Below are 23,535 nucleotides of genomic sequence, written 5' to 3' on the forward strand. Positions count from 1 at the left end.
CATCAGGCATGAAGTTGGTCTATTTTATGAGCAGGCACTTACTTTGGTTCCATGCGGAAAAGAGAGGTTGTTAATGTAGATGAACGTTTGGATGCTGGCAATAAACGTAATCGTGGGCTCCGCCATCGGCGGCATTACGAATGAACTGGCTATTCGCATGCTGTTTCGCCCCCATCGCCCATGGCGAATCGGCAGGTGGCAAGTGCCTTTTACGCCTGGGCTGATCCCGCGCAGACGGGATGAGATCGCGGTTCAGATGGGACGATTGGTCCAAGAGCATCTGTTGACCAAGGAGGGTGTGAAAAGGGCTCTCGCCCAAGCAGAAATGGAGCAAAATCTGAGCTTGTGGCTGGAGAAAGCGGCCCGGGGATGGATGGAGGACAGCCGCACCCTACACCAGTGGACACAGACTTTGTATCCGCAAGCAATCGATGAAAATGGGCGTATCAGCGAGCATATTCGCCTGCCGGTAAAACAGGCCTGGGAGAAGTGGCTTCAATCCCGGCTTGCCGAATATCGGGAAAAACCGCTGCGCCAGATGATTCCCGAAGCGGGGATGGCCAAGCTGGAAACGGCTTTGGAGGAAGTGAGCCGCCTCTTTCTGGAAAAGTCACGCGCCTATCTGCATTCCCCGGAGGGCCTGCAAACGCTGCAGCAGATGATTCGCGGACTCGTCGGCGGTGGCGGGGGGATGTTCGGCGGTCTGGTCAATATGTTCCTCGGAGATGAAAAGATCATCGGAAAGCTTCTGCCTGCGCTGGACGAGCTTTTGACCAATCCGGCCCTGGCCCGGAAAATATATGAGGTCCTGCGCGTAGAAGCCGACAAGCTGCTGGACAAGACAGTCGGAGATGTGGAGAATTGGATCGGGAGCGAGCAAATCCAGTCATGGTCGGATGCAGCCTTCTACAAATTGGAGGAGCAAGTGCTCCGCTGGGCAGACAAGCCTCTGTCTGAGTTGTTGGCCCCGCTCCGCGGGACAGTCACTACAGTGCTGATCCCCAAGGTATCCGGCTGGCTGGTAGAGACGCTTGAGAAAAACGTGGAAAAGCTGTTTGACAGGCTTCCGATCCGCGAGATCGTAACACGGCAGGTGGAAGGTTTCCCGATCGAGAGGATTGAAGAGATGGTTGTCGGCATTTCGGGACGGGAATTTCGCATGATTACGGTACTCGGATTCATCCTCGGAGGCATGATCGGGCTTGTGCAGGGCCTGTTATCCCTTTTGTTTGGGTAGTTTTGTCACATTGAAACGAAACTGTAAACGGCTTGTAATCATCCTGTAATATTCCAGGGGTAAGATAAAGACACGATGAAAACCCCCTTAATGATATACTTTCTGCCGGAGTAGCCGAAAAGCTACCCTTTTTTTTTGTCCGCTCATCGGGTATATTGTTCCAAGGAGATTGCGTGTATGGAGAAAGGGGAGGGGGGCACGAAACAGATGGCAACCAAACATGAACAAATCCTTCAATATATAGACAAGTTACCGATCGGGTCAAAAATTTCGGTGCGCCAAATCGCCAAAGATCTGGATGTCAGCGAGGGAACGGCTTACCGTGCCATCAAGGAAGCGGAGACACAAGGATATGTAAGCACGATTGAGCGTGTCGGGACGGTCCGGATCGAGAAAAAGCAAAAGGAAAACATTGAGCGGCTGACGTTTGCCGAAGTCGTCAACATCGTCGATGGCCACGTACTCGGGGGCCGGGAAGGACTGCACAAGACGCTGAACAAATTCGTCATCGGCGCCATGCAGCTGGAAGCGATGATGCGCTATATCGATGCGGGCAGCCTTCTTTTGGTCGGCAACCGCTATCAAGCACATAAAATCGCGCTGCAGCAAGGGGCTGCTGTCTTGATTACCGGCGGCTTCGATACAAGTGAAGAGGTAAAGCAGCTGGCGGACCGCCTGGCGCTGCCGATCATCTCGTCGAGCTACGACACATTTACAGTCGCCGCCATGATTAACCGGGCCATTTACGACAGGCTGATCAAAAAAGAGATCGTAATGGTCGAAGATATTTTGAAGCCGTTGGCAGAGACGCCGGTATTGCTGCCTACCGATCCGGTAGCCAAGTGGCATCAGTATACGGAGCTGTACCACGATACGCGTTTTCCGGTCGTGGACGAGCAGATGCGCTTGATCGGAATCGTGACGTCCAAGGACATCATCGGCCACGATCAAACGGCCTCTATCGACAAGGTGATGACGAAAAATCCGATTACCACTTCGCCGCGAGTCTCTGTTGCGTCTTCCGCCCATACGATGGTGTGGGAAGGAATCGAGCTGTTGCCGGTGGTGGACAATTACCGCAAGCTGGTCGGGGTGCTGAGCCGCAACGACGTGTTGAAAGCGCTCCAGTACACGGCCAAGCAGCCGCAGATGAGCGAGACCTTCCCCAATTTGATCATGTCCCATTTCCGCGAAGAGCGGCAGGGTGAGGATATCGTCTATACGGGAGAGGTTACGCCTCAAATGACCAACCATCTGGGGACAATCGCCAGCGGCATCATGACGACCGTGATCGCTGAGGTCGGCTGCAACCTGCTGCGCATCCACCGAAAAGGGGATATGGTGCCGGAAAACATCACCGTCTACTTCTTGAAGCCGGTTCAGATGGAGAGCCGGATTCACGTCCGTCCGCGTCTGCTCGACATCAGCCGGCGCTTCGGGAAAGTCGAAGTGTCCGTCTATCAAGGAGAGCAAATGGTAGGGCAGGCGATGGTGACTGCACAGATTATTGACCGGTAGGATCGAACCGAATAGATGAAACAAAAAGGAAGGGAGCCTACATGCTCGCCTTCCTTTTTTCTCGCAAATATTTATCTGGCGCTGCTGAGGAGGAAGTTGATGATGCCAACGAACACCAGAAAGCCGAAGAAACCGATCAGTCCATACCCCAGGTAGAGCAGTAAATGATTCGGTGATTGCTTGCGCATACAGTCCAAGCCCCCCTGCATAACAGTTTCGTTTTGCTATGTATTACGAACGAGAGTGGAAATCGTTTCCAAGAAAATAAAAAGGACAACCGTCGGCACAGCTCTCCGGTTGTCTGAAGCATAGAATGTCACACACGCCCATTATAGCGCAAGAAAAAAACGTTTAGCCAGAAAAAACGGATGGGAATAAAGGAAAAGCTTCCCGTTTTAAAAGGATAAGGCGCGCAAGCCCCAAAGCTTACAGCTCCACCATGGTCAGGAGCTTTTCTTCACTTCCGCCTGCCAGGCAGCCCGATAGCGGAGATAGTTGCGTGTGCCCAGGACCAGATTGATCACTCCGACGAACAGGAGCAGCAAAGCGACAAAGATCCGAATCTTGTCCAGCTCATCAAAGGAAAATTGGTTCAACCCGAACAAGGTGACCAATACCCCGAGCGATATATTCATTTTGCCGAGCGTCATTCTGGAGACGAGCGGGTGAATGCCTCGCTGACGGGCTGTCACGCTGTAATAGACGCTGGCCACCAACGATGCGATCACGCCCGTCATATAGGTAGCAAACCACATAAATGGATTCATCCTCTCCTGGAATCTAGGATAATCCTACTAAAGTTTGCAAAACAGGTCAAATCGGGTATGGGAATGTTTGTTCTGGTTATACTTTGTGGTATAATTTTCTTGTACAATCCGGACAGCTTGCCAGGGGCAGCGAGCTCATCCCCACTTTGGAAGGAAGGGGGGTGATGCCATGACTGTATTCGAAGCCATCAGTCTTATGCTGTCTTTCGGTTCCCTGGTCGTTCTACTCGTCACCCATGATCTGAGCAACAAAAAGAAGTAGCTCGCACCTGACGGATCTTTTCGGCGAGCTACCTCTTTCCGGCGGGCCGCTCCTCTGCGGGCACCGATTGTACTTGACCGGAGCGCGGCAACGCTTCGGTCCTTTTCTTTCACTATACCTTCCGCACGCGTGATTGTAAAGGCAGGCCGCGCGGATGCGGGGTCTTTGACCGAAGCGTTTTTTATCGGGAACCACTTCGTTATAATGAAGAGAGAAAGAAAAAGAAGACGGGAAAGCAGGAAAGGGAGAATCGAGATGACCCCCTTTGTGCATTTGCATGTGCATACGGAATACAGTTTGCTCGACGGGGCGGCACGAGTGGAGAAGCTGGTGCAGCGAGCCGCAGAGCTGGGAATGAAAGCGTTGGCTGTGACGGACCATGCCAATTTGTATGCGGCTGTCCCCTTTTACAAGGCCTGTAAAGAAGCGGGGATCAAGCCGATCATCGGGATGGAGGTCTATGTAATAGAAGGAAACCTTCAGGATCGGGTCCGGAGTGCGCCGCCGCCCAGCCATCTGGTCTTGCTGGCAGAAAATCAGGAAGGGTACGCCAATCTTTTAAAGCTGGCCACAATCGCAGGCACGGATGGTCATTTTATTTTGCCCCGTTTGAATAAAGAGGCGCTGGCGAAGCATAGGCAAGGCTTGATCGCTCTTAGCGGCTGCAGGGAAGGAGAGGTGGCCAGAGCTCTGCTGTCTGGCGATGCGGAGGAGGCCAAACGGGCAGCTTTGTGGTACCGGGATGTATACGGCCCGCAGCATTTTTATCTGGAGCTGCAGGATCACGGGCTGGAGATCGAGCGCCGCCTCAATCAGCGCCTGCTCAGACTCGGTCATGAGCTGGGACTGCCGCTCGTGGTCACGAACAACGTCCATTACGTCTACCAAAAGCAGCACCGCGAGCATGATATTTTGCTGGCGATCGGACAGGGAAAAACGGTCGATGAAGAAAACCGTTTCCGCTACGAGACGGACCAGTACTATCTGAAAAGCGGCGAGGAGATGGCCAAGCTGTTTGCCCATGTGCCTGGTGCACTGGCCAATACGGTAGAGATTGCGGAGCGCTGCCAATGGGAATTGTCGTTTGGACAGCACATCCTGCCGAAATATCCGCTGGAGGAAGGACAGGATCCGACAGCATATTTGCGCGAGCTGTGCGAGCGGGGCTGCATCGAGCGTTACGGGACGATGACGGATGAAATCCGCGAACGGCTCGATCATGAGCTGTCCATCATTACCCGCACAGGCTTTACGGACTACTTTCTGATCGTGTGGGACTTCATGCGTTTTGCTCATGAAGCAGGAATCGCGACGGGACCGGGAAGGGGATCGGCGGCGGGCAGTCTGGTCGCCTACGCCCTCAAGATCACGAATGTCGACCCGATTGCGTTCAACCTCTTGTTTGAGCGGTTTCTCAATCCCGAGCGGGTCACGATGCCTGATATCGACATCGATTTTTCCGTGGAGCGGCGGGATGAAGTGATCCACTATGTAGCGGACAAATACGGACGTGACCGCGTTGCCCAGATCATTACCTTTGGAACGATGGCCGCCCGTGCAGCGGTCCGCGACACAGGCAGGGCGCTGGGCATGTCGCTGGCACTGGTAGACCGCGTGGCGAAAATGATCCCGCAGTCGCCGGGAATGACGATCGACAAAGCGTTCCAGCTCAATCCGGACCTCGGCAAGCTGTGTGCGGAAAATGTCCAGGCACGCCAGTTGATCGAGACGGCCAAGGGAGTAGAGGGGCTGCCGCGTCACGCCTCCACGCATGCGGCGGGAGTGGTTATTGCCCCTGAACCGTTGACTGCGTATGTCCCGCTGCAGACAGGCAGTGAAGGCTTGGCCCTGACACAGTTTCCGATGGAGGATTTGGAGGAAATCGGGCTGTTGAAAATGGATTTTCTCGGCCTGCGCAACCTTACCATTATTCAGGAAGCGCTTCGGCATTTGCGCCAGGCTGGCGTAGACGTGGACCTGGAGAACATTCCGCCGGACGATCCGAAGACATTCCAGATGCTCAGCCGCGGAGAGACGACCGGTGTCTTTCAGTTGGAGTCGACCGGCTTTCGCAATGTTTTGCGGGACCTGAAGCCGACCGGACTCGATGACATCATCGCCGTACTGGCGCTGTACCGTCCGGGGCCGATGGAGATTATCCCGCAGTACATCCGGGCCAAACACAAAGAGAGCTCCGTTCAGTATGCTCATCCCGATCTGGAGCCGATTCTGAGGGAAACGCATGGCTTCATGATCTACCAGGAGCAGATCATGCAGATTTCCTCCCGACTGGCTGGCTTTAGTCTGGGCGAAGCGGATATACTGCGGCGCGCCGTGGGCAAGAAAAAGCGGGAGCTGTTAAACGAGCAGCGGGAAAAGTTCGTCGCCGGCTGTATCCGCCAAGGCTACGGGGAGAAGCTTGGCCACGAGATTTACGATTTGATCGTCCGTTTTGCCGATTACGGATTCAATAAAGCCCATTCCGTCGCTTATGCGATGATTGCCTATCACATGGCCTATCTCAAGGCCAACTATCCGCTCGCGTTCATGGCTGCCCTCCTTTCGCTGTCCATCGGCAGCCAGACGAGAATTGCGGAGTACACGGAGGAGGCGCGCCGCCTGCATTTGCAGGTATTGCCGCCTGATGTAAATGAAAGCGAGGCTTACTTTACGGTCAGCCGCGATGCCATCCGCTTTGGCCTTGCAGCCGTCAAGAACGTCGGCTACGGAGCGATTGAATCGATTGTGCGGGAGCGGGCAAAACGGCCGTACCGCGACTTGTTTGACTTCTGTGCCCGGGTGGACGGACGACTGGTCAACAGGAGGGTCGTCGAATCATTGATCCTTTGCGGCGCGCTGGACTCGCTGCCGGGACACCGGAGCCAGTTGATGGTGCTCCTGGACGAGGCGATGGGCAAGGCGACAAGCAAGCGAAGCGAACGGGATGCCGACCAGCTCAACCTGTTTGCCGGAGACAGCGAAGCGGATTCCCTCCGTCAGCCGTCGGAATATCCGGAGGTGCCGCCTTTTTCCAGCAGCCAGCAGCTGAAGGAGGAGCGCGATCTGCTCGGCGTCTATCTGTCCGGCCATCCGCTGGATCAGTATTCGCATCTCTTCAACCGGCCGGAGGTGCACGCCGTATCGGCTCTGTCCGAATGTTCCCGGGAGCAGACCGTCAAGATCGTCGGCATGATTACGGAGGAAAAGCGCATCCAGACCAAAAAAGGGGAGCCGATGGCGTTTCTCATGCTAGAGGACAAGACAGCCCAGGTGGAGACCGTTGTCTTTCCAAAGGTGTATGCCAAATACGCGGAGCTGTTGAAAAAAGAGCAGGTCGTCGTAGCAGAGGCGCGGATCGATCATCAGGACGACATCGTGAAGCTGATTGCCAACCGCTTTTGGGATGCCGCCTCGCTGCCCAAGCCATCCATGGAACCCGTGTTGTTTGTCAAAATATCGGCAGAGCAGGAGCATGATTCGACGCTTCACAGCCTGCAGCGCCTTTTTGTCGAAAAAAGAGGTACGATTCCCGTCGTTCTGTACTACGAGGGGAAAAGACGGACAATTCGCCTTCCGGATGCCATTCGGGTAGAGGTGGACGAGTCATTTTTGGAGCAAGCGCGAGAAATTGTGGGACGTGACAGCGTAATTCAAAAAGAATTGCCCGTAAACGGGGGAGGATGACCAAAGTCCTCCCTTTTTTGCCGATTTCGAGAGGTTTACAGGAGAAACGGTTTTGCTATAATGAGAACATAATTTAAAAAAGTGGTCTGACCACTAAGCGCAGGTTCAGTATAGATAGCCCAAACATACATACAAATGAAGAATGGAGTGGTACTTGTGTCCAATTTACGAGAGGAAGCACTGGAACTTCACAGAAAACATCAGGGGAAACTGGAGGCTGTAACCAAGGTGCCGGTGCGCAATGCGCACGATCTGAGCCTGGCATATTCCCCAGGTGTTGCCGAGCCTTGCAAGGAGATTTTCGACGACCCGGCGAAAGTATACGAGTACACCATGAAGGGAAACCTCGTAGCCGTTGTCAGCGACGGTACAGCCGTACTCGGACTGGGCAATATCGGACCTGAGGCCGCTATGCCGGTTATGGAGGGCAAGGCGGTCCTGTTCAAGTCGTTCGCAGGCGTTGACGCGTTCCCGATCTGCCTGAATACAACCGACGTGGACAAAATCGTCGAAACTGTAAAAATGCTGGAGCCGACCTTTGGCGGGGTAAACCTGGAAGACATCGCGGCGCCTGCCTGCTTCGAGGTAGAAGAGCGCCTGAAGCGCGAGACCAATATCCCGATCTTCCACGATGACCAGCACGGTACGGCAATCGTTACTGCTGCCGGTCTGATCAATGCCCTGCGCGTTGTCGGCAAAAAGCTGGAAGAAATCCGTGTCGTAGCCAACGGGGCCGGGGCAGCGGGGATCGCCATCATCAAGCTTCTGTTGTCCATGGGCGTGAAGGAAGTCATCATGTGCGACACCAAAGGCATCGTGTACGAAGGCCGTACGTTCGGCATGAACCCGATCAAGGAAGAAATGGCGAAGATCACCAACCGCCAAAAGCTGGAAGGAAATCTGGCTGATGCGATGAAGGGCGCTGACGTATTCATCGGCGTTTCGGTAGCCGGCGCTGTCACGCCGGAAATGGTGAAATCGATGAACCGCGACGCGATCATCTTCGCGATGGCAAACCCGACTCCCGAGATCATGCCGGAAGAGGCGAAAGCGGCTGGGGCGGCTGTCGTCGGTACGGGCCGTTCCGACTTCCCGAACCAGGTAAACAACGTACTCGCATTCCCGGGCATTTTCCGCGGCGCGCTCGATACGCGCGCAACAGCAATCAACGAAGAGATGAAGCTGGCAGCCGTTTACGCCATCGCCGACCTCATCTCGGCCGAAGAGCTGTCTGCGGACAAGGTAATTCCGGCTCCGTTTGACCCGCGCGTGGCTCCACAGGTAGCTGCGGCCGTGGCAAAAGCGGCGATGGAGACAGGCGTAGCTCGCCTTTCCGTCGATCCGGAGGCGATCCGCCAAAAAACGGCGGCGCTGACAGCCATTTCCTATCAAAAAGCGTAAATTGCGGACGTCATGTGACTAACACCCTCCGGGACAAAGCGATCCTTGGAGGGTGCTTCACCGAAGGCAATCGGGGAGGAGGAGCGAAAGGATGCTTGATTCGCTACAGGAGAGAAAGGTATACGAAGGCATTCTCCTGCAAATCCATCAGATCGTTCAAGAAAAAAATTTGCGTCCTGGTGACAAGCTGCCCTCCGAGCGGGAGCTGTCCGAGCAGCTGGGTGCCGGCCGTTCGTCTGTACGCGAAGCGCTGCGGGCATTGGAACTGCTTGGCCTGATCGAAACCCGCAGGGGAGAAGGCACCTTTTTAAAGCATTACCGTCACAACCGCCTGATTGATATTCTCGGCTTTTTTATCCTCCGGGATTACAAAACGAAAAAAGATTTGATTGAGATGCGCCAGGTCCTGGAGCTGGATGCGGTTCGGATGGCTTGCCGCCGGGCTACCGCGAAGCACTTTGAAGAAATGGAGCGGATCCTCGCTGCGGCAGAGGAGCGGATCGAACAGGGAGAAATTCCGACTGAAGAGGATTACCAGTTCCACCGCGTAATCTGCCGCTCCAGCCGCAATTCCATCCTCCACCGGATTTGGGCGCCGCTTGTGGAATACAGCGATTCTGTCCGCAGTGAATCGCTCTCCCGTGAAGGACGGGCCAGATCAGCAGTAAACGAGCATCGTCAGATCATGGAAGCGATACGAGCAGGAGACGAGGAGCAGGCTGTAGAACGGATGAGAAAGCATCTGGAAAACTCCAAGCTCTGACTTCTCCCGGCCCGATTTGCGGCAGTTGCTGGGGCTGTGATATGATGATGCAGACCTGTATTGGACGATCAAGGAGGAAGCCACCATGTGGACGGTCATCTATATCGCTCCCAGCGAAAAAATCGCGGAACGGATACAGCAACGATTGACAGATGAAGGATTCCTGGTAAAGGTTCGCGAGGCGAAGGTCTCCAAACAGTACGAGATTCTCGTCCCCGAGAGCGAGGTACACGAAGTCCAGGAAGTACTCGGCACGATCCTTCACTGAAGGGAAAGGTGAGGTGTAACTGTGCTTAAGGATCTCTTTGGTAAAAAGCGCAAATTTGCTACAGTCCCCTCGGAAACAATATCGCGTGGAACTCCCCAGGCTGACGGCGCTGTCGAAGCCGTCACAAAAGGCAAGGAAGTTCCCGAGGGACTGATGAATAAGTGTCCGCATTGCGGAACGATTCACTACTCCAAGGACCTGGAGAAGAATCTCCGCGTTTGCAAGGGATGCCAGTTCCATTTTTCGATGTCGGCGCCGGAGCGCATTGCGGCATTGCTTGACGACGGCGTGCTGACCGAAGAATTCGACACGGATTTGGTGACAGCCAACCCGCTTGGCTTCCCAGGCTACCTGGAAAAAGTGGAAAAGGATATGGAAGCGACGAATCTGAAAGAGGCAATCATGACAGGCGAAGGGCTTCTGGATGGGCAGCGCGTCATTATCGGCGTAATGGATTCGCGTTTTCGCATGGCCAGCATGGGCTCGGTCGTCGGTGAAAAAATTACGAGGGCGATCGAACAGGCTGCAGAGCGCAAGCTTCCCTTTATCCTTTTTTCGGCTTCAGGCGGTGCGCGGATGCAGGAAGGCGTGCTCAGTCTGATGCAGATGGCGAAAACAAGCGCGGCATTGGCAAAGCTGGACCGGGAACGCCAGTTGTTCGTGTCTGTCCTGACCAACCCTACTTACGGGGGTGTCTCTGCCAGCTTTGCTTCCCTTGGCGATTACAATATTGCCGAGCCTGGAGCGATGATTGGCTTTGCCGGCAGACGCGTAATTGAGCAGACAATCCGTCAGGAGCTGCCAAAAGACTTTCAAACAGCCGAGTTCTTGCTGAATCACGGGCAACTCGATATGGTTGTGCATCGCAAGGACATGCGCTCGACGCTATCCAAGCTCGTTGAGATGCACACGATTCGGGAGGGAGTATAAAGATGGCGAACGAACTTCCCTTTGAAAAACCATTGGTGGAGTTGCAGGATAAAATCAAGGAATTGCGCAGGTTCACCGAAGAAAAAGGGATTGATTTTTCCGAAGAAGTAGCGCGGTTGGAGCAGAAGGCCAAGGATTTGGCCGAACAGATCTACGGAAGCCTGACGCCGTGGCAGCGCGTACAGCTCGCCCGTCACCCGGAGCGACCCACCACATTGGACTACATTGATCATATTTTTACTGATTTTCTGGAAGTGCACGGTGATCGTTTATTCGGAGACGACCTGGCGATTGTCGGGGGCATTGCCAAGCTGGACGGACGTCCGGTTACCATTGTCGGGCACCAAAAAGGCAAAGATACAAAGGACAACATCAAGCGCAATTTCGGTATGGCCCATCCCGAAGGCTACCGCAAAGCGCTCCGCATCATGCAGCAGGCTGACAAATTTGGCCGTCCGATCATCTGCTTCATCAACACCTCGGGGGCGTATCCGGGGAAAGCGGCGGAGGAGCGGGGGCAAAGCGAAGCGATTGCCCGCAACCTGTTGGAGATGGCGAGATTTCGCGTGCCGATCATCTGTGTCGTGATCGGTGAAGGCGGCAGCGGCGGAGCTTTGGCGATCGGAGTGGGGAACCGCGTCTATATGCTGGAGAATTCCTATTACTCCGTGATCGCACCGGAAAGCGCGGCGGCCATTCTGTGGAGAGATGCCAGTCTGGCGATGCGCGCGGCGGAAACGATGAAGATCACGGCTCCCGATCTGAAGGAGCTGGGAGTTATCGAGGACATCATCGAGGAGCCGTTTGGCGGCGCTCACCGCGATGTGATGCTGCAAGCTTCTCTCGTCAAGGCCAAGCTGCTGGAAGGGCTGAAACAGCTAGAACAGCTCAGTCCAGAAGAATTGATACAGGATCGTTACGAGAAATTTAAACAGATCGGTTCTTACGCCTCCCTCTAAAATGGGGGGCGCTTTTTGCTTTTTTCTGTCGATAAAATCTGATACAATCGTATTCGTAACCGGGACTTGTCAGATCTTTCTAAAAGTATAGCACATTGCTCCCGTGAGTGTAACAGATATGTCCTTGTGACTAATACAGCGTGTAAGAAAGGGAATATCGTACATACTGTTTTGGTTTCAAGGCATCCTAATGACGGAAAGAATGGATGAGGTGGTTTCCATGCAGAAAATTGCAGTTTTAACCAGCGGCGGGGATGCACCCGGCATGAACGCAGCCGTGCGCGCAGCAGTCAGGCGAGCCGCGTACCACGGGATTCAAATGTATGGCGTGTATCATGGCTACGAGGGTTTGATGTATGGCGATATACAGGAAATGACGCTGGGCTCGGTCGGTGATATCATCCACCGCGGCGGAACCATCCTCTATTCAGCGCGAAGTGAAGAATTCAAGACCGAAGTCGGGCAGCAAAAAGCGGTGGATCAACTGAACAGACGCGGAATCGAAGGATTGATCGTCATTGGCGGTGACGGTTCCTTCCGGGGGGCCCAGAAAATGTCCGAAAAGGGTGTCAGGACAATCGGTATTCCCGGCACAATCGACAACGATATCCCTTGCACGGACTTCACCATCGGTTTTGATACCGCATTGAATACAGTTGTCGAAGCCATTGACAAGATCAGGGACACAGCCACATCGCATGAGCGTACCTACATCATTGAAGTGATGGGCAGGGATGCCGGAGATATTGCCCTGTGGGCAGGTCTCGCAGCCGGGGCGGAGTCTATTTTGATCCCAGAAGCGGAGAATGATATCGAGGATATCGTAGAGCGGCTCGAATCGGGACACCGCCGCGGGAAAAAACATACGATCATCATCGTGGCAGAAGGCGTAGGCAGCGCGAATTATTACGCTGACGAGATCAAAAGGCTGACCGGCCTGGAGACGCGTGTAACCGTGCTTGGCCATATTCAGCGGGGAGGCTCGCCGACTGCATTTGACCGGATGCTCGCCAGCCGAATGGGAGCTGCAGCGGTCGATCTGCTGATCGAAGGAAAACGGGACCGCATGGTAGGCATTCGCAACAATGTGATCGTCGACGTCGATTTCCAGGAAGCACTTTCACAAAAGCATCAGCTTGACTTATCCATCTATCAATTGGCACGTACGCTCTCCATTTAATCGGGAGCACATAGCTTAGGAGGGACTTCTTGTGTTACGTAAAGCAAAAATCGTTTGTACCATTGGACCTGCCAGCGAATCAGTCGAGACGCTGAAAAAACTGATTCACGCAGGAATGAACGTAGCTCGGCTAAATTTTTCCCACGGCTCGCATGAAGAGCACGCCGCGCGCATCGTGAATATTCGCCGTGCGTGCGAGGAGACAGGCAAACAGGTAGCGATCCTGCTGGATACCAAAGGGCCGGAGATTCGGACAGGCACACTCGGTGTAGACTCTGTCGAGCTGGTCGAAGGGAATCGGATGATCCTGACGACAGAGGAAGTGGCAGGCACAGCCGAACGCGTCTCCATTACATATGCGGAGCTTCCCCGCGACGTAAAGGCTGGAGACACGATCCTGATCGACGACGGCTTGATCGGACTTTTTGTAGAAAAAGTAGAAGGCAACGAAATTGTGTGCGAGATCAAAAACGGCGGTACACTGAAGAGCAAAAAGGGTGTCAATGTGCCCGGCGTCAAGATCAATCTGCCGGGCATTACGGAGAAGGACGCACAGGATATTGTGTTCGGCATCGAGCAAGGCGTAGATTTTATCGCAGCTTCGTTTGTCCGCAAGGCATCGGACATTCTGGAAATCCGCGAGATTTTGGAGCGTCATCATGCCAAAATCGACATCATCGCCAAGATCGAGAACCAGGAAGGCGTAGACAATGTCGATGAAATTCTCGCTGTTGCCGACGGCTTGATGGTGGCGCGCGGCGACCTTGGCGTCGAGATTCCGGCAGAAGAAGTGCCGCTCGTACAGAAACAGCTGATCAAGAAATGCAACGATCTGGGGAAACCGGTGATTACCGCTACCCAAATGCTCGATTCCATGCAGCGGAACCCGCGTCCGACAAGGGCCGAGGCAAGCGATGTGGCGAACGCCATCTTTGACGGCACCGACGCGATCATGCTCTCCGGCGAAACGGCAGCAGGGAAGTATCCGGTCGAGTCTGTGGAGACGATGAACCGGATCGCGGTCAGAGCGGAACAAGAGCTGAACTACCGGGAAATTCTGTTTGCTCACGCGGTGCAAAAACAGGTGACGATCACGGACGCCATCAGCCAGGCGGTGTCAAATGCGGCGCTGGATCTGGACGCGGCAGCGGTGATTACGGCTACCGAAAGCGGACACACTGCCCGAATGGTGTCCAAATATCGTCCGAAGGCCCCGATCGTGGCGGTCACTCCGCATGAGAGCGTCATGCGCCGACTGGCCCTGGTCAACGGTGTGTATCCGGTGCTCGGAACAGTAGCCAATACAACGGATGAGATGCTGGAGCTGTCCGTGCAGAAATCACTGGAGGCCGGCTTCGTTCGCCACGGCGATTTGGTCGTGATTACGGCAGGCGTTCCGGTACGGGAGGTCGGAACCACCAATCTGATGAAAATCCACGTAATTGGCGACATTGTAGCGAAAGGGCAGGGAATCGGCCGCAAAATCGTGAGTGGCAAGGTTGTCGTTGCCCGTTCGGCTGCTGAAGCATTGGAAAAGACCGAAGCGGGGAGCGTTCTCGTGATGATCGGGACAGACTCCGATATGGTGCCTGCATTTGAAAAAGCGGGGGCAGTTATTACGGAAGAGGGAGGACTAACGTCCCATGCCGCAATCGTCGGGTTGAACCTCAACGTACCGGTCATCGTAGGCGTCAAAAAGGTTACGGACTTGCTGAAAGACGGTCAAACCGTGACTGTTGATGCAGAGCGTGGCCACATTTACACCGGACATGCACGCGTACTGTAGGAACTAGGCAAAAGTGTTTTCCATATAATGGGGAGAGGGTGCCGATATGTACCCTCTCTTTGTCGTGCTTGTTGTCTATCTTCCGCTGGTAGTCTATAGGAGAAAAGTATGGTTTGTTCGAGGCAGGAAGTGAGTATTTTGTGTCGCACGCTTGTCCAATTAGGAATATGTTCCTATCGGACGAGGGGTGCCAATCACAATTTTATCTGGTAAAATTGGATTTTCGCCTGCTCTTGATCGTCTGTCAGCAAAAGCTTGTCAAGTCCTGTTTTTTGCGGAAAACACAATATATTGTGTTGTCGAAAAATCTTTCGCACAATATATAGAAAAATCTATTGTGTTTTTGGGGGAAACATAGTTAACTAGAAAGAGAGATTGCAAGACAAGATGTGGGCACAAGCGCGTAGCTACGGACAGGTACATCGGACGTAGTTTGGCTATATCAGAAGGAGGAACCGAAATGCTGGCAACAGAAACAAGAACCCGTTTTCTGCGGGATGATTTCCTGAATCAATACCCGGATTTTCCGTTACATATGAACCCGTTGGGGCAATTTGTCTACTATCGCACCTACTCCCGGTTTATCCCTGAGCTCGGCAGACGCGAGACGTGGAAAGAAACCTGCCGTCGTTCGATCGACTACAATATGAAGCTGGCTTACCAGCATATGATTAAAATCGGACTCACCCCTGATCTGCGTGAATTGGAGACAGAGGCCGAGGGTCTGTTTGACAACATGTTCAACCTGAAGCAATTCCTGTCCGGACGCACACTTTGGGTTGGCGGCGCGGAAAATGGCGTAGCCGATCTGTATCCGCTGGCCAATTTCAACTGCTCCTTCCTGAACATCAAATCCTGGGAAGATTTGTGCGACCTCTTTTACCTGCTGCTGGTGGGAACAGGAGTGGGCTTCAAGTGCACAAAGCAAATGGCTGAAGGCTTGGCTCCGATCCGGACGAATGTCACTCTGCTTTCTTCCGAGTACAAGCCGCTGCCGATGCATCAGCGACTGGAGCGCTCCGAGCTGAAGGTGCTGGGGAACGGATACGCCAAAATTTACGTTGGCGACAGCAAGGAAGGCTGGGTCGAATCGCTCCGCCACTATCTGCATATTTTGACCGACCCTGCATATGAGCAAATTCATACTGTCAAGATTTCCTATAACAGCGTACGGCCAAAAGGCGAGCGCCTGAAGCGTTTTGGCGGAACTGCCAGCGGCCATGAACCGCTTCGCGAAATGTTCGAAGGCATCGACAAGGTGCTGAAAAACCAGATTGACGCTTCCCTTGATCCGATCGAAGTCGACGAGAAAGGCTACGGCAAGATTCGCCCGATCCACGTCCTCGATATCGGCAATCTGATCGGCGCAAACGTCGTTGTGGGCGGCGTTCGCCGTACGGCAGAGATCTTCCTGTTCGACCACGATGACTATGAGTGCCTGTTTGCCAAATACGGCATCAACGGCTTCTGGACAGAGCAGCAGATCGCCCATCACCAAAAAGTGGGAGAGCTGCTCGGCGACAAAAAGCCTTCCTGGTTTGACAACATCCAAAAGGTGGGCGACGGCCGTTTCGGTCTGGATCACCGCCGCATGTCCAACAACTCGATCGCGTTCAACCAAATGCCGAGCCGCGAGTTCCTGCATCTCGTATTCACGATGATGCAGCTGGAGGGCGAACCGGGCTTCGTCAATCTGGAGGAAGCCAACCGCCGCCGTCCGAATGCGGAAGGCCTCAATCCTTGCGCCGAAATCCTGCTGGACTCTTACGGCGTGTGCAACCTGACGACTGTCAACCTGGTCCAATTTGTAAAAGAGAGTCCGGACGGCTCCAAATACCTCGATCTGGACGGACTTCTGGATGCACAGCGCAAATCGGCACGTGCCGGCCTGCGCATGACTCTGGTGACGCTCGAATTGCCTCACTGGGATGTCGTTCAACAGCGCGACAGACTGCTGGGAACCTCTCTGACAGGCGTCAAGGATGCGATCGCATCGCTGGGATATACGGAGGAACAAGAAGTCGAGCTGCTCCGCCTGCTCGGCAATGCAGCCCGCGAAGAGGCCGACCGTTATGCATATGAGCTGCGAGTCAACTCGCCGCTGCTGGTGACAACAGTAAAGCCGGAAGGAACGCTCTCCCAGGTAGCTGGAGGCGTGTCCAGCGGTCTGCACTGGTCGCATTCTCCGTACTACATTCGCCGGATTCGGATCAATGCCGAAGATCCGTTGGCAAAAGCGGTTCAGACTTTGGGCTGGACGGTTCATCCCGAGGTGGGGACGCCTGGGGAAACCCATGAGGAGCGCATGGCTAATGCCCGTACGCTGGTAATCGATTTCCCGGTTGCTTCCGGTGCGCGCGAGACGAAAAATGAAGTAAACGCCAAACGCCAGTTTGACACCTACTTCCGTTTCCAAAAAGAGTACACGGAGCACAACTCGTCCAACACCATTACCGTCCGTCCAGAGGAGTGGGACGAGGTAGAGGAGATCGTCTACAGCAATTGGGACAACTTCGTCGGGGTATCCTTCCTGCAGCTGGACGGAGGAACCTATCAACTGGCGCCTTACGAAGCGTGCACGAAAGAACAGTACGAAGCGCTCAAGGCGAGCATGAAGCCGTTTGATCCGGCGATTCTGCAAATGTTCGAAAGAGGGGGAGACTCCGATCTTTCGACGGCAGATTCGTGCGAGACAGGGGCTTGCCCGATTCGTTAATCGCATACATGGATATGAAGAAACCGGAGCCAGAACGGCGCAATCGTTCTGCTCCGGTTTTTGCTATTGCGGTGCGGCTGTCGGTTCTTCCATCCGGTAGATCAGCTCATAGGGGGACAGCCGAAACATCTCCAAGCAGATAGAGCCTTTTGTCAGGGCGTCGAGCGTACGGCTGGCCAGTTGGGGACGGGTGATGTATTCATGCAGGTTTTCCTCTGTCAGTTTGACAAAACGGACATCTGTGGTCTCCTCCGATGTCTGCAAGCAGCCCCCGATGGCGACTCCGCGAAAGCCGACAGCGACGATGGCGCTGCTTACGTTGTGATAGACTCCGGTGATGCCCGTGAGCCGGGCTTCGATGCCGGATTCCTCTCTGATTTCCCTGATGACAGCATCCAGCAGACTCTCGCCGACCTCTACCTGTCCGCCGGGCAGCTCCCATGTATCCTGACGATTTCGGGCCTTCACCAGGAGGACCTCGCCGTCGTCGTTCGTGATATAGCCGAAAGCTGCCACGATGTGCTTGGGCGGGTTGTAGGTGCTGGCAGGAATCAGGAAGTCCTGTTTGCATGACAGGTACAACGGTTCGAGGCTGTTGCGCTTTTCTTGAGCCAGGCGATGCAGTTCGTCAGACTTGACAGCGTTCTCGATTCTTTCATACGCTTCCATGCTGTCGTACTCCCAGATGGCAGTCACTTCGTCGCCGCGCTCTGTCGACCATCGTCCGACCAGCCGGGCACCGTGCTTGAGCTGGGCAGGGAGCAGGTATTCTTGGAAAAATGACTGAAATGCCGCTTGTCTGGCTGGATCAATTTGATAGGTACGTCGGCGGTACAGCATTTGATCCCTTCTCTCTTTTTCTATTTTTTCCAACTGTATGATAGACGCAACAGTGCAAAAACCGTTTCCCGGATGGAGCCGCCGGGTTGGGAAAGAAGCGGAATGACGAAAGGGCGACGCCGATAATCGAGTCGGCAAAAGAAGTAGAAAAGGTGTTGTCTGTGATACAATAAGGATAGAAAGGGGCGATCGCGTTGAACTCGACTGTTTATACGCATCGGATACGTGTTCGGTACAGTGAAACGGACCAGATGGGAGTGGTCTACCATGCGAACTACCTCAATTGGTTTGAAGTGGGACGGACTGAATTTATTCGCGAGACTGGCGTGACCTATCGGAGTCTGGAGGAAAAGGGAATCCTTTTGCCCGTTACAGACGTCTCGTTATCGTATAAGCAGCCGGCACGGTACGATGACTGGGTGGAAATCAGGACGCAGCTGGAGGAGCTGTCTATGGTCCGATTGACGTTCGGTTATGAAATATACCGGGTGGCTGACGAACAACTGCTCGTTGCAGGCAAGACCAAGCATGCGTTTACAACGATGGAGATGAAGCCGATCCGGCTGGCCCGCGTGGTGCCGGAGGTATACGCGCTGCTGGAAGAGCGGTGTGCTGGGGGGAAATAGCCATGCTTTTTCGCATATTGCTTGTTCTGTTTATCGTCGTTCCCGCGGTAGAGCTCTGGGGGCTGATCGCGGTCGGAAAGGTGATCGGTCCATGGTATACGATCGCGCTGGTGATTTTGACCGGCTTTGTCGGAGCGTGGCTGGCCAAGCAGCAGGGGCTGCAGGTCATGCGGATGCTCCAGCTGCAGCTCTCCCGAGGCCAAATGCCTACAGAGACCCTGATTGACGGAGCGCTGGTGCTCTCAGGCGGGATTATGCTCTTGATGCCAGGCTTCTTTTCCGATGTTGTCGGAGTCATTTTCCTTGTTCCCTATACACGGATGATTATTCGCCACTTCATAAAAAGATGGCTGTGGTCGCTGATCTCTTCCGGGCGGGTTCATTTCTTCTTCCGGCGCTGACATCATAAAAACAAGCAAAAAAGGAGGCCGTCGCCTCCTTTTTCTTACGTTTCGGTCCCTTTGATGTACCTCCAAATATCGGTAAATACTTTCGCCTTTACAAGCGCGTTGATCAACACCAGGGAAACAGGCCCGATGATGAGGCCGAGAAATCCGAAAATCTGCAAGCCGACGAACAGAGCGACCAGCGTTAGCAGCGGGTCCAATCCGACGTTTTCGGCAACGACCTTTGGCTCGATAATCTGCCGGAATATCAGCACGACTCCGTACAGGATCGACAAGCCGATGACCAGACTGTAGTTCCCTTTGAAAAACAGGTAAATGATCCACGGGATAAATACCGTCCCTGTGCCAAGGTACGGCAGCAGATCAACGAGACCGGTAATCAGTCCGATCGTGACTGCGTATTCGACCCGCAGGATCAAAAGGCCGATGATGACGATGGCAGCTGTCAACGAAATCAACGTAAGCTGGGCTTTGAGGAAGCCGAACAAAGCGGCTTTCAGATCCTTGAAAATCTCGTCAAGCCGGTTGTTGACGCCGTTTGGGAGAAGCTTTCTGAAGCGCTCTTCCCACAGGAAGAAATCCTTGGCAATGAAAAATGCGCCGAGCAAGGAAATCACGAACACTGTCGCCAGGTTCGGCAGCGACACGAGGAAGTTTTTCAAGCCATCGAGAAACTGCACAATGAGCTGCTGTCCAGCTTGCGTAATCGATGTAATTCCCTGTCTGATCGTGTTGTCCAATTTATCCTTGTACGCAAGGTCCAGATGCGAGTAGAACCATTGAATCTGCTCATACAGGCCGGTCAGAAAATCCTGGGAAATCGTCCGCTGCAGGTATTGAGCAAGCTCGTTGGAAAATCCGGGAAGCTTTCTCGCCAATTCTCCAATCTCTACGACTGTCTCGGTGATGACGAGCGTGACGACGCCGCCGGAAATCGCGATTAAAAGAAGGAGGGCGATCGTTACGGACAGCCACCGGGGGAACTTGGCCTTTCTGGTCAAAAACGTCACAGGCCGATGAATGACAAGTGCGATGACTAAGGAGATTAGAAATGGGTACAGTAAAGGTGATGCGAATACAATGAGCTTGAAGCCGAGATAAATGACAAGGCAAACCCATAAAAACCGAATGATTTGAAAGAGGCGTTCAACCCAGTTATGCCGGTTCAATAGTACTCTCCTTTCTATCCACGGAGGAATAGAGAGATGGATTCGTTGTTTTCATAAATGTTTCCAGGCGGCTGTCCCTCCGATCAGCGTGAAAAAACGATCGTGACCGCTTTGTAACTATTATGCAGTATGCTGGTAGGTGCAAGCAAGCTTTGCCATATACACCGGCTTTTTTGCATCTTGTACATTTATCATTCACAAAATCGCAATAATCTTTTATAATTGTGTCGAATTATGGTTGGATTCTTTTTATAACCATGCAGCAGCAGGACCCGTGGGTCTCTCCTCCCTGATATACGCGTTTTTTATAAAAGCGAATGATTATGTAAGCCGATTTGTCAATCATTCATGTGCGGAGGGTGGTCGTAAAAGGAACCACCAGGACAATTTCATATAGCTTAGAGTGGAAAAGGAGAGAGTTACATGACAGCTACTCGCGGACTTGAAGGCGTGGTCGCCGCTCAATCTTCGATCTGTTCGATTGTCGATGGGGTACTTTGCTATGGAGGTATCAACATCGACGAGCTCGCTGAAAACGCTACCTTTGAAGAGGTTGTGTACCTGCTCTGGCATGGAGCCCTACCGAAGCGCGATCAGCTGGATGCTTTGAAAAAGCAACTGGGCGAAAATGCTGCGGTACCGAAAGAGGTAATCGACAGCATTCGCGCCTATCCAAAAGGCGTACACCCGATGGCGGCGTTGCGCACAGCTGTCTCTTCGCTAGCGCTCTACGACGCAGAAGCGCAGGACATGACTCCTGAGGCCAATTACCGGAAATCGATTCGCCTGATGGCTCAAACCCCAACCCTGATCGCAGCGTATGCACGTATGCGCAAGGGACTGGAACCTGTCGCTCCGAATCCGTCTTACGGGATTGCAAAAAACTTCCTGTACATGCTGACTGGTGCAGAGCCTACCGAAACCGCAGAAAAAGCATTTGACGTAGCATTGATTCTGCATGCGGACCACGAGTTCAACGCTTCTACGTTCGCAGCGCGTGTGACTGTAGCGACCTTGACCGATATCTATTCCGGTATCGTTTCGGCGATCGGCACATTGAAGGGCCCTCTGCACGGCGGAGCCAACGAAGCTGTAGCAGCCATGCTGGCAGAAATCGGTTCCATGGACAATGTGGAATCCTACATCCGTCAAAAGCTGGACAACAAGGACAAAATCATGGGCTTCGGACACCGCGTGTACAAAGACGGAGACCCGCGCGCGAAATGGCTGAAGCAAATGTCCAAAGCGCTCACCGCTCAAATCGGACGTCCAGAGCTGTATGAGATGTCCGTCAAGGTGGAAGAAATGGTGACTGGCGAAAAAGGCCTCAAGCCAAACGTCGATTTCTATTCCGCTTCCGTTTACACCGCTCTCGGACTGGAAAGCGATCTGTTCACGCCGATTTTTGCGATTAGCCGAATGTCCGGCTGGACTGCGCATATCATGGAGCAGTACGAAAACAATCGCCTGATCCGTCCGCGCGCCGACTACACTGGACCGGTCAACCAGCACTACGTGCCAATCGACCGCCGCTAATGACCCTTGCTATTCCGATCGTGGAGGAGGCGGCACCATAGCGGGCCCACACTCCTAAGCACCTGCTTGAGAACTACCACCGAGTGTGGTAGTTCTCCTACGTCTGGAAATATTTTTCTACCATTATTTTCCATATACTGGAGGGATTTCTTGTGTTTAAAAACTTGTCGCAGCCAACTTCTGGCCAAAAGATCACAGTAGATAACGGCAAACTGGTAGTACCGAACAACCCGATCATCCCGTTCATCGAAGGGGACGGTACGGGTCCTGATATTTGGAATGCATCTGTTCGCGTGTTGGATGCAGCCGTAGAAAAAGCATACAAAGGCGAAAAGAAAATCGCTTGGTTCGAAGTATTCGCAGGTGAAAAATCCTTCAACCAATACGGCGAGTGGCTGCCTGAGGATACCCTCACTGCTGTTCGCGAATACCTGATCGCAATCAAAGGCCCTCTGACTACACCAGTCGGCGGCGGAATCCGTTCCATCAACGTGGCGCTGCGCCAGGAGCTCGATCTGTACGCTTGCGTACGTCCTGTTCAATACTTCGATGGCGTTCCTTCTCCGGTAAAACATCCTGAATTGACAGATATGGTGATCTTCCGCGAAAACACCGAGGACATCTACGCTGGCGTAGAGTGGGCTGAAGGTACACCGGAAGTGAAAAAAGTAATCGACTTCCTGCAAAACGAAATGGGCGTGAAGAAAATCCGCTTCCCGGAAACATCCGGTATCGGCATCAAGCCTGTTTCCAAAGAAGGTACCGAGCGTCTGGTTCGCGCAGCGATCAACTACGCGATCGACAACAAGCGCAAATCCGTAACCCTCGTACACAAAGGCAACATCATGAAATTCACCGAAGGCGCGTTCAAAAACTGGGGCTATGCAGTAGCTGAAGCCGAATTCGGCGACAAAGTATTCACATGGGCGCAATACGACCGCATCAAAGCAGAAGGCGGCGACGCTGACAAAGCGCAAAAAGAAGCAGAAGCAGCAGGCAAAATCATCGTAAAAGACGTGATTGCCGATGCATTCCTGCAGCAAATCCTGACTCGTCCGGCTGAGTACGACGTAGTAGCTACACTGAACCTGAACGGCGACTACATCTCCGACGCGCTGGCTGCACAAGTAGGCGGTATCGGTATCGCTCCTGGCGCAAACATCAACTACCTGACTGGACACGCAATCTTCGAAGCGACTCACGGTACTGCTCCGAAATATGCCGGTCTGGACAAAGTGAACCCGTCTTCCGTCATCCTCTCCGGCGAAATGATGCTCCGTCACCTGGGCTGGAACGAAGCGGCAGATCTGATCATCAACTCCATGGAAAAAACAATTTCCGCGAAAACCGTAACCTACGATTTCGCACGTCTGATGGAAGGCGCAACCGAGCTGAAATGCTCCGAGTTCGCTGACGCCCTGATCAAAAACATGTAAGTGTAAAGTACCGAGCAAAAAGGCTTTCTGGGACCATTAGCAAACCAACA

19 protein-coding genes and 1 pseudogene are annotated in these 23,535 nt (G+C 53.5%); 16 read left to right on the forward strand and 4 right to left on the reverse strand.

What is annotated here, in order from left to right; translation table 11 throughout:
* Positions 1–79 precede the first annotated feature (79 nt).
* Together EDM54_RS19200 and EDM54_RS19205 are read left to right on the forward strand one after the other, a co-directional pair.
* Entirely contained in the window at positions 80–1,237 is a 1,158-nt protein-coding gene (locus EDM54_RS19200; RefSeq protein WP_003388011.1) for a DUF445 domain-containing protein, read from the forward strand.
* A gap of 207 nt (positions 1,238–1,444) precedes the next feature.
* Entirely contained in the window at positions 1,445–2,755 is a 1,311-nt protein-coding gene (locus EDM54_RS19205) for a DRTGG domain-containing protein (RefSeq protein WP_003388010.1), read from the forward strand.
* Positions 2,756–3,198: 443 nt separating this feature from the next.
* Here EDM54_RS19205 and EDM54_RS19210 read toward each other — a convergent pair whose 3' ends face one another.
* Entirely contained in the window at positions 3,199–3,510 is a 312-nt protein-coding gene (locus EDM54_RS19210; protein WP_003388009.1) for a YtpI family protein, read from the reverse strand.
* A gap of 181 nt (positions 3,511–3,691) precedes the next feature.
* Between EDM54_RS19210 and EDM54_RS26780 the strand changes: the two genes are divergently transcribed.
* The 10 genes from EDM54_RS26780 to nrdJ all read left to right on the forward strand — a co-directional run bounded on the left by EDM54_RS26780 (position 3,692) and on the right by nrdJ (position 17,471).
* The gene (locus tag EDM54_RS26780) at positions 3,692–3,784 is read left to right on the forward strand and encodes a putative holin-like toxin (RefSeq protein WP_221175480.1); all 93 of its coding nucleotides are present in this window, start codon (positions 3,692–3,694) and stop codon (positions 3,782–3,784) included.
* Between the two features lie 255 nt (positions 3,785–4,039).
* Entirely contained in the window at positions 4,040–7,468 is a 3,429-nt protein-coding gene (locus tag EDM54_RS19215) for a DNA polymerase III subunit alpha (RefSeq protein WP_024983171.1), read from the forward strand.
* Positions 7,469–7,624: 156 nt separating this feature from the next.
* Entirely contained in the window at positions 7,625–8,869 is a 1,245-nt protein-coding gene (gene ystJ / locus EDM54_RS19220) for an NADP-dependent malic enzyme (protein WP_003388007.1), read from the forward strand.
* A gap of 91 nt (positions 8,870–8,960) precedes the next feature.
* Entirely contained in the window at positions 8,961–9,632 is a 672-nt protein-coding gene (locus EDM54_RS19225; protein ID WP_003388006.1) for a FadR/GntR family transcriptional regulator, read from the forward strand.
* A gap of 85 nt (positions 9,633–9,717) precedes the next feature.
* Positions 9,718–9,900, forward strand: a complete 183-nt coding sequence (locus EDM54_RS19230) for a hypothetical protein (RefSeq protein WP_003388005.1) — start codon at positions 9,718–9,720, stop codon at positions 9,898–9,900.
* 21 nt (positions 9,901–9,921) lie between these two features.
* Positions 9,922–10,830, forward strand: coding sequence for an acetyl-CoA carboxylase, carboxyltransferase subunit beta (accD, locus tag EDM54_RS19235; protein WP_003388003.1), 909 nt, complete (start codon positions 9,922–9,924; stop codon positions 10,828–10,830).
* Between the two features lie 2 nt (positions 10,831–10,832).
* Entirely contained in the window at positions 10,833–11,789 is a 957-nt protein-coding gene (gene accA, locus EDM54_RS19240) for an acetyl-CoA carboxylase carboxyl transferase subunit alpha (protein ID WP_024983173.1), read from the forward strand.
* 220 nt (positions 11,790–12,009) lie between these two features.
* Entirely contained in the window at positions 12,010–12,969 is a 960-nt protein-coding gene (gene pfkA, locus EDM54_RS19245) for a 6-phosphofructokinase (protein WP_003388000.1), read from the forward strand.
* Between the two features lie 31 nt (positions 12,970–13,000).
* On the forward strand, positions 13,001–14,755 hold the full coding sequence (gene pyk, locus EDM54_RS19250) for a pyruvate kinase (protein ID WP_003387999.1): 1,755 nt from the start codon (positions 13,001–13,003) through the stop codon (positions 14,753–14,755).
* Positions 14,756–15,215: 460 nt separating this feature from the next.
* Positions 15,216–17,471, forward strand: coding sequence for a ribonucleoside-triphosphate reductase, adenosylcobalamin-dependent (gene nrdJ, locus EDM54_RS19260; RefSeq protein WP_031932234.1), 2,256 nt, complete (start codon positions 15,216–15,218; stop codon positions 17,469–17,471).
* A gap of 63 nt (positions 17,472–17,534) precedes the next feature.
* On the opposite strand, the gene EDM54_RS19265 is transcribed toward nrdJ, so the two are convergent.
* Both EDM54_RS19265 and EDM54_RS27065 read right to left on the reverse strand, forming a co-directional pair.
* Positions 17,535–18,023: an NUDIX hydrolase gene (locus EDM54_RS19265; RefSeq protein WP_031932235.1), complete on the reverse strand. Its 489-nt coding sequence runs from the start codon at positions 18,021–18,023 to the stop codon at positions 17,535–17,537.
* Positions 18,024–18,074: 51 nt separating this feature from the next.
* Positions 18,075–18,311, reverse strand: a pseudogene (locus tag EDM54_RS27065) (NIPSNAP family protein); the annotation flags it as partial.
* Positions 18,312–18,505: 194 nt separating this feature from the next.
* On the opposite strand from EDM54_RS27065, the gene EDM54_RS19270 reads away from it, so the two are divergent.
* A complete protein-coding gene (locus tag EDM54_RS19270; RefSeq protein WP_003387995.1) occupies positions 18,506–18,937 on the forward strand; it encodes an acyl-CoA thioesterase in 432 nt (143 codons plus the stop codon).
* 2 nt (positions 18,938–18,939) lie between these two features.
* Positions 18,940–19,338, forward strand: a complete 399-nt coding sequence (locus EDM54_RS19275) for an FxsA family protein (RefSeq protein ID WP_003387993.1) — start codon at positions 18,940–18,942, stop codon at positions 19,336–19,338.
* Between the two features lie 44 nt (positions 19,339–19,382).
* Here EDM54_RS19275 and ytvI read toward each other — a convergent pair whose 3' ends face one another.
* A complete protein-coding gene (gene ytvI / locus EDM54_RS19280) occupies positions 19,383–20,513 on the reverse strand; it encodes a sporulation integral membrane protein YtvI (protein ID WP_003387992.1) in 1,131 nt (376 codons plus the stop codon).
* Between the two features lie 423 nt (positions 20,514–20,936).
* Between ytvI and citZ the strand changes: the two genes are divergently transcribed.
* Positions 20,937–22,049 (forward strand): citrate synthase, encoded by a 1,113-nt coding sequence (gene citZ, locus EDM54_RS19285; protein ID WP_003387990.1) that lies wholly within the window; start codon positions 20,937–20,939, stop codon positions 22,047–22,049.
* A 152-nt stretch (positions 22,050–22,201) separates the two neighbouring features.
* Positions 22,202–23,485, forward strand: a complete 1,284-nt coding sequence (icd, locus tag EDM54_RS19290) for an NADP-dependent isocitrate dehydrogenase (RefSeq protein ID WP_003387989.1) — start codon at positions 22,202–22,204, stop codon at positions 23,483–23,485.
* Positions 23,486–23,535: the final 50 nt, after the last annotated feature.

Source organism: Brevibacillus borstelensis, from assembly GCF_003710865.1.
GTDB lineage: Bacteria > Bacillota > Bacilli > Brevibacillales > Brevibacillaceae > Brevibacillus > Brevibacillus borstelensis.

What these genes read in the sequence shown, in the direction of transcription:
- nrdJ (WP_031932234.1), top strand. Translation starts at nt 15,216, where the DNA reads ATGCTGGCAACAGAAACAAGAACCCGTTTTCTGCGGGATGATTTCCTG.
- EDM54_RS19215 (WP_024983171.1), top strand. Translation starts at nt 4,040, where the DNA reads ATGACCCCCTTTGTGCATTTGCATGTGCATACGGAATACAGTTTGCTC.
- citZ (WP_003387990.1), top strand. Translation starts at nt 20,937, where the DNA reads ATGACAGCTACTCGCGGACTTGAAGGCGTGGTCGCCGCTCAATCTTCG.
- EDM54_RS19230 (WP_003388005.1), top strand. Translation starts at nt 9,718, where the DNA reads ATGTGGACGGTCATCTATATCGCTCCCAGCGAAAAAATCGCGGAACGG.
- EDM54_RS19225 (WP_003388006.1), top strand. Translation starts at nt 8,961, where the DNA reads ATGCTTGATTCGCTACAGGAGAGAAAGGTATACGAAGGCATTCTCCTG.
- pfkA (WP_003388000.1), top strand. Translation starts at nt 12,010, where the DNA reads ATGCAGAAAATTGCAGTTTTAACCAGCGGCGGGGATGCACCCGGCATG.
- EDM54_RS26780 (WP_221175480.1), top strand. Translation starts at nt 3,692, where the DNA reads ATGACTGTATTCGAAGCCATCAGTCTTATGCTGTCTTTCGGTTCCCTG.
- EDM54_RS19205 (WP_003388010.1), top strand. Translation starts at nt 1,445, where the DNA reads ATGGCAACCAAACATGAACAAATCCTTCAATATATAGACAAGTTACCG.
- EDM54_RS19200 (WP_003388011.1), top strand. Translation starts at nt 80, where the DNA reads ATGAACGTTTGGATGCTGGCAATAAACGTAATCGTGGGCTCCGCCATC.
- EDM54_RS19210 (WP_003388009.1), bottom strand. Translation starts at nt 3,510, where the DNA reads ATGTGGTTTGCTACCTATATGACGGGCGTGATCGCATCGTTGGTGGCC.
- EDM54_RS19275 (WP_003387993.1), top strand. Translation starts at nt 18,940, where the DNA reads ATGCTTTTTCGCATATTGCTTGTTCTGTTTATCGTCGTTCCCGCGGTA.
- accA (WP_024983173.1), top strand. Translation starts at nt 10,833, where the DNA reads ATGGCGAACGAACTTCCCTTTGAAAAACCATTGGTGGAGTTGCAGGAT.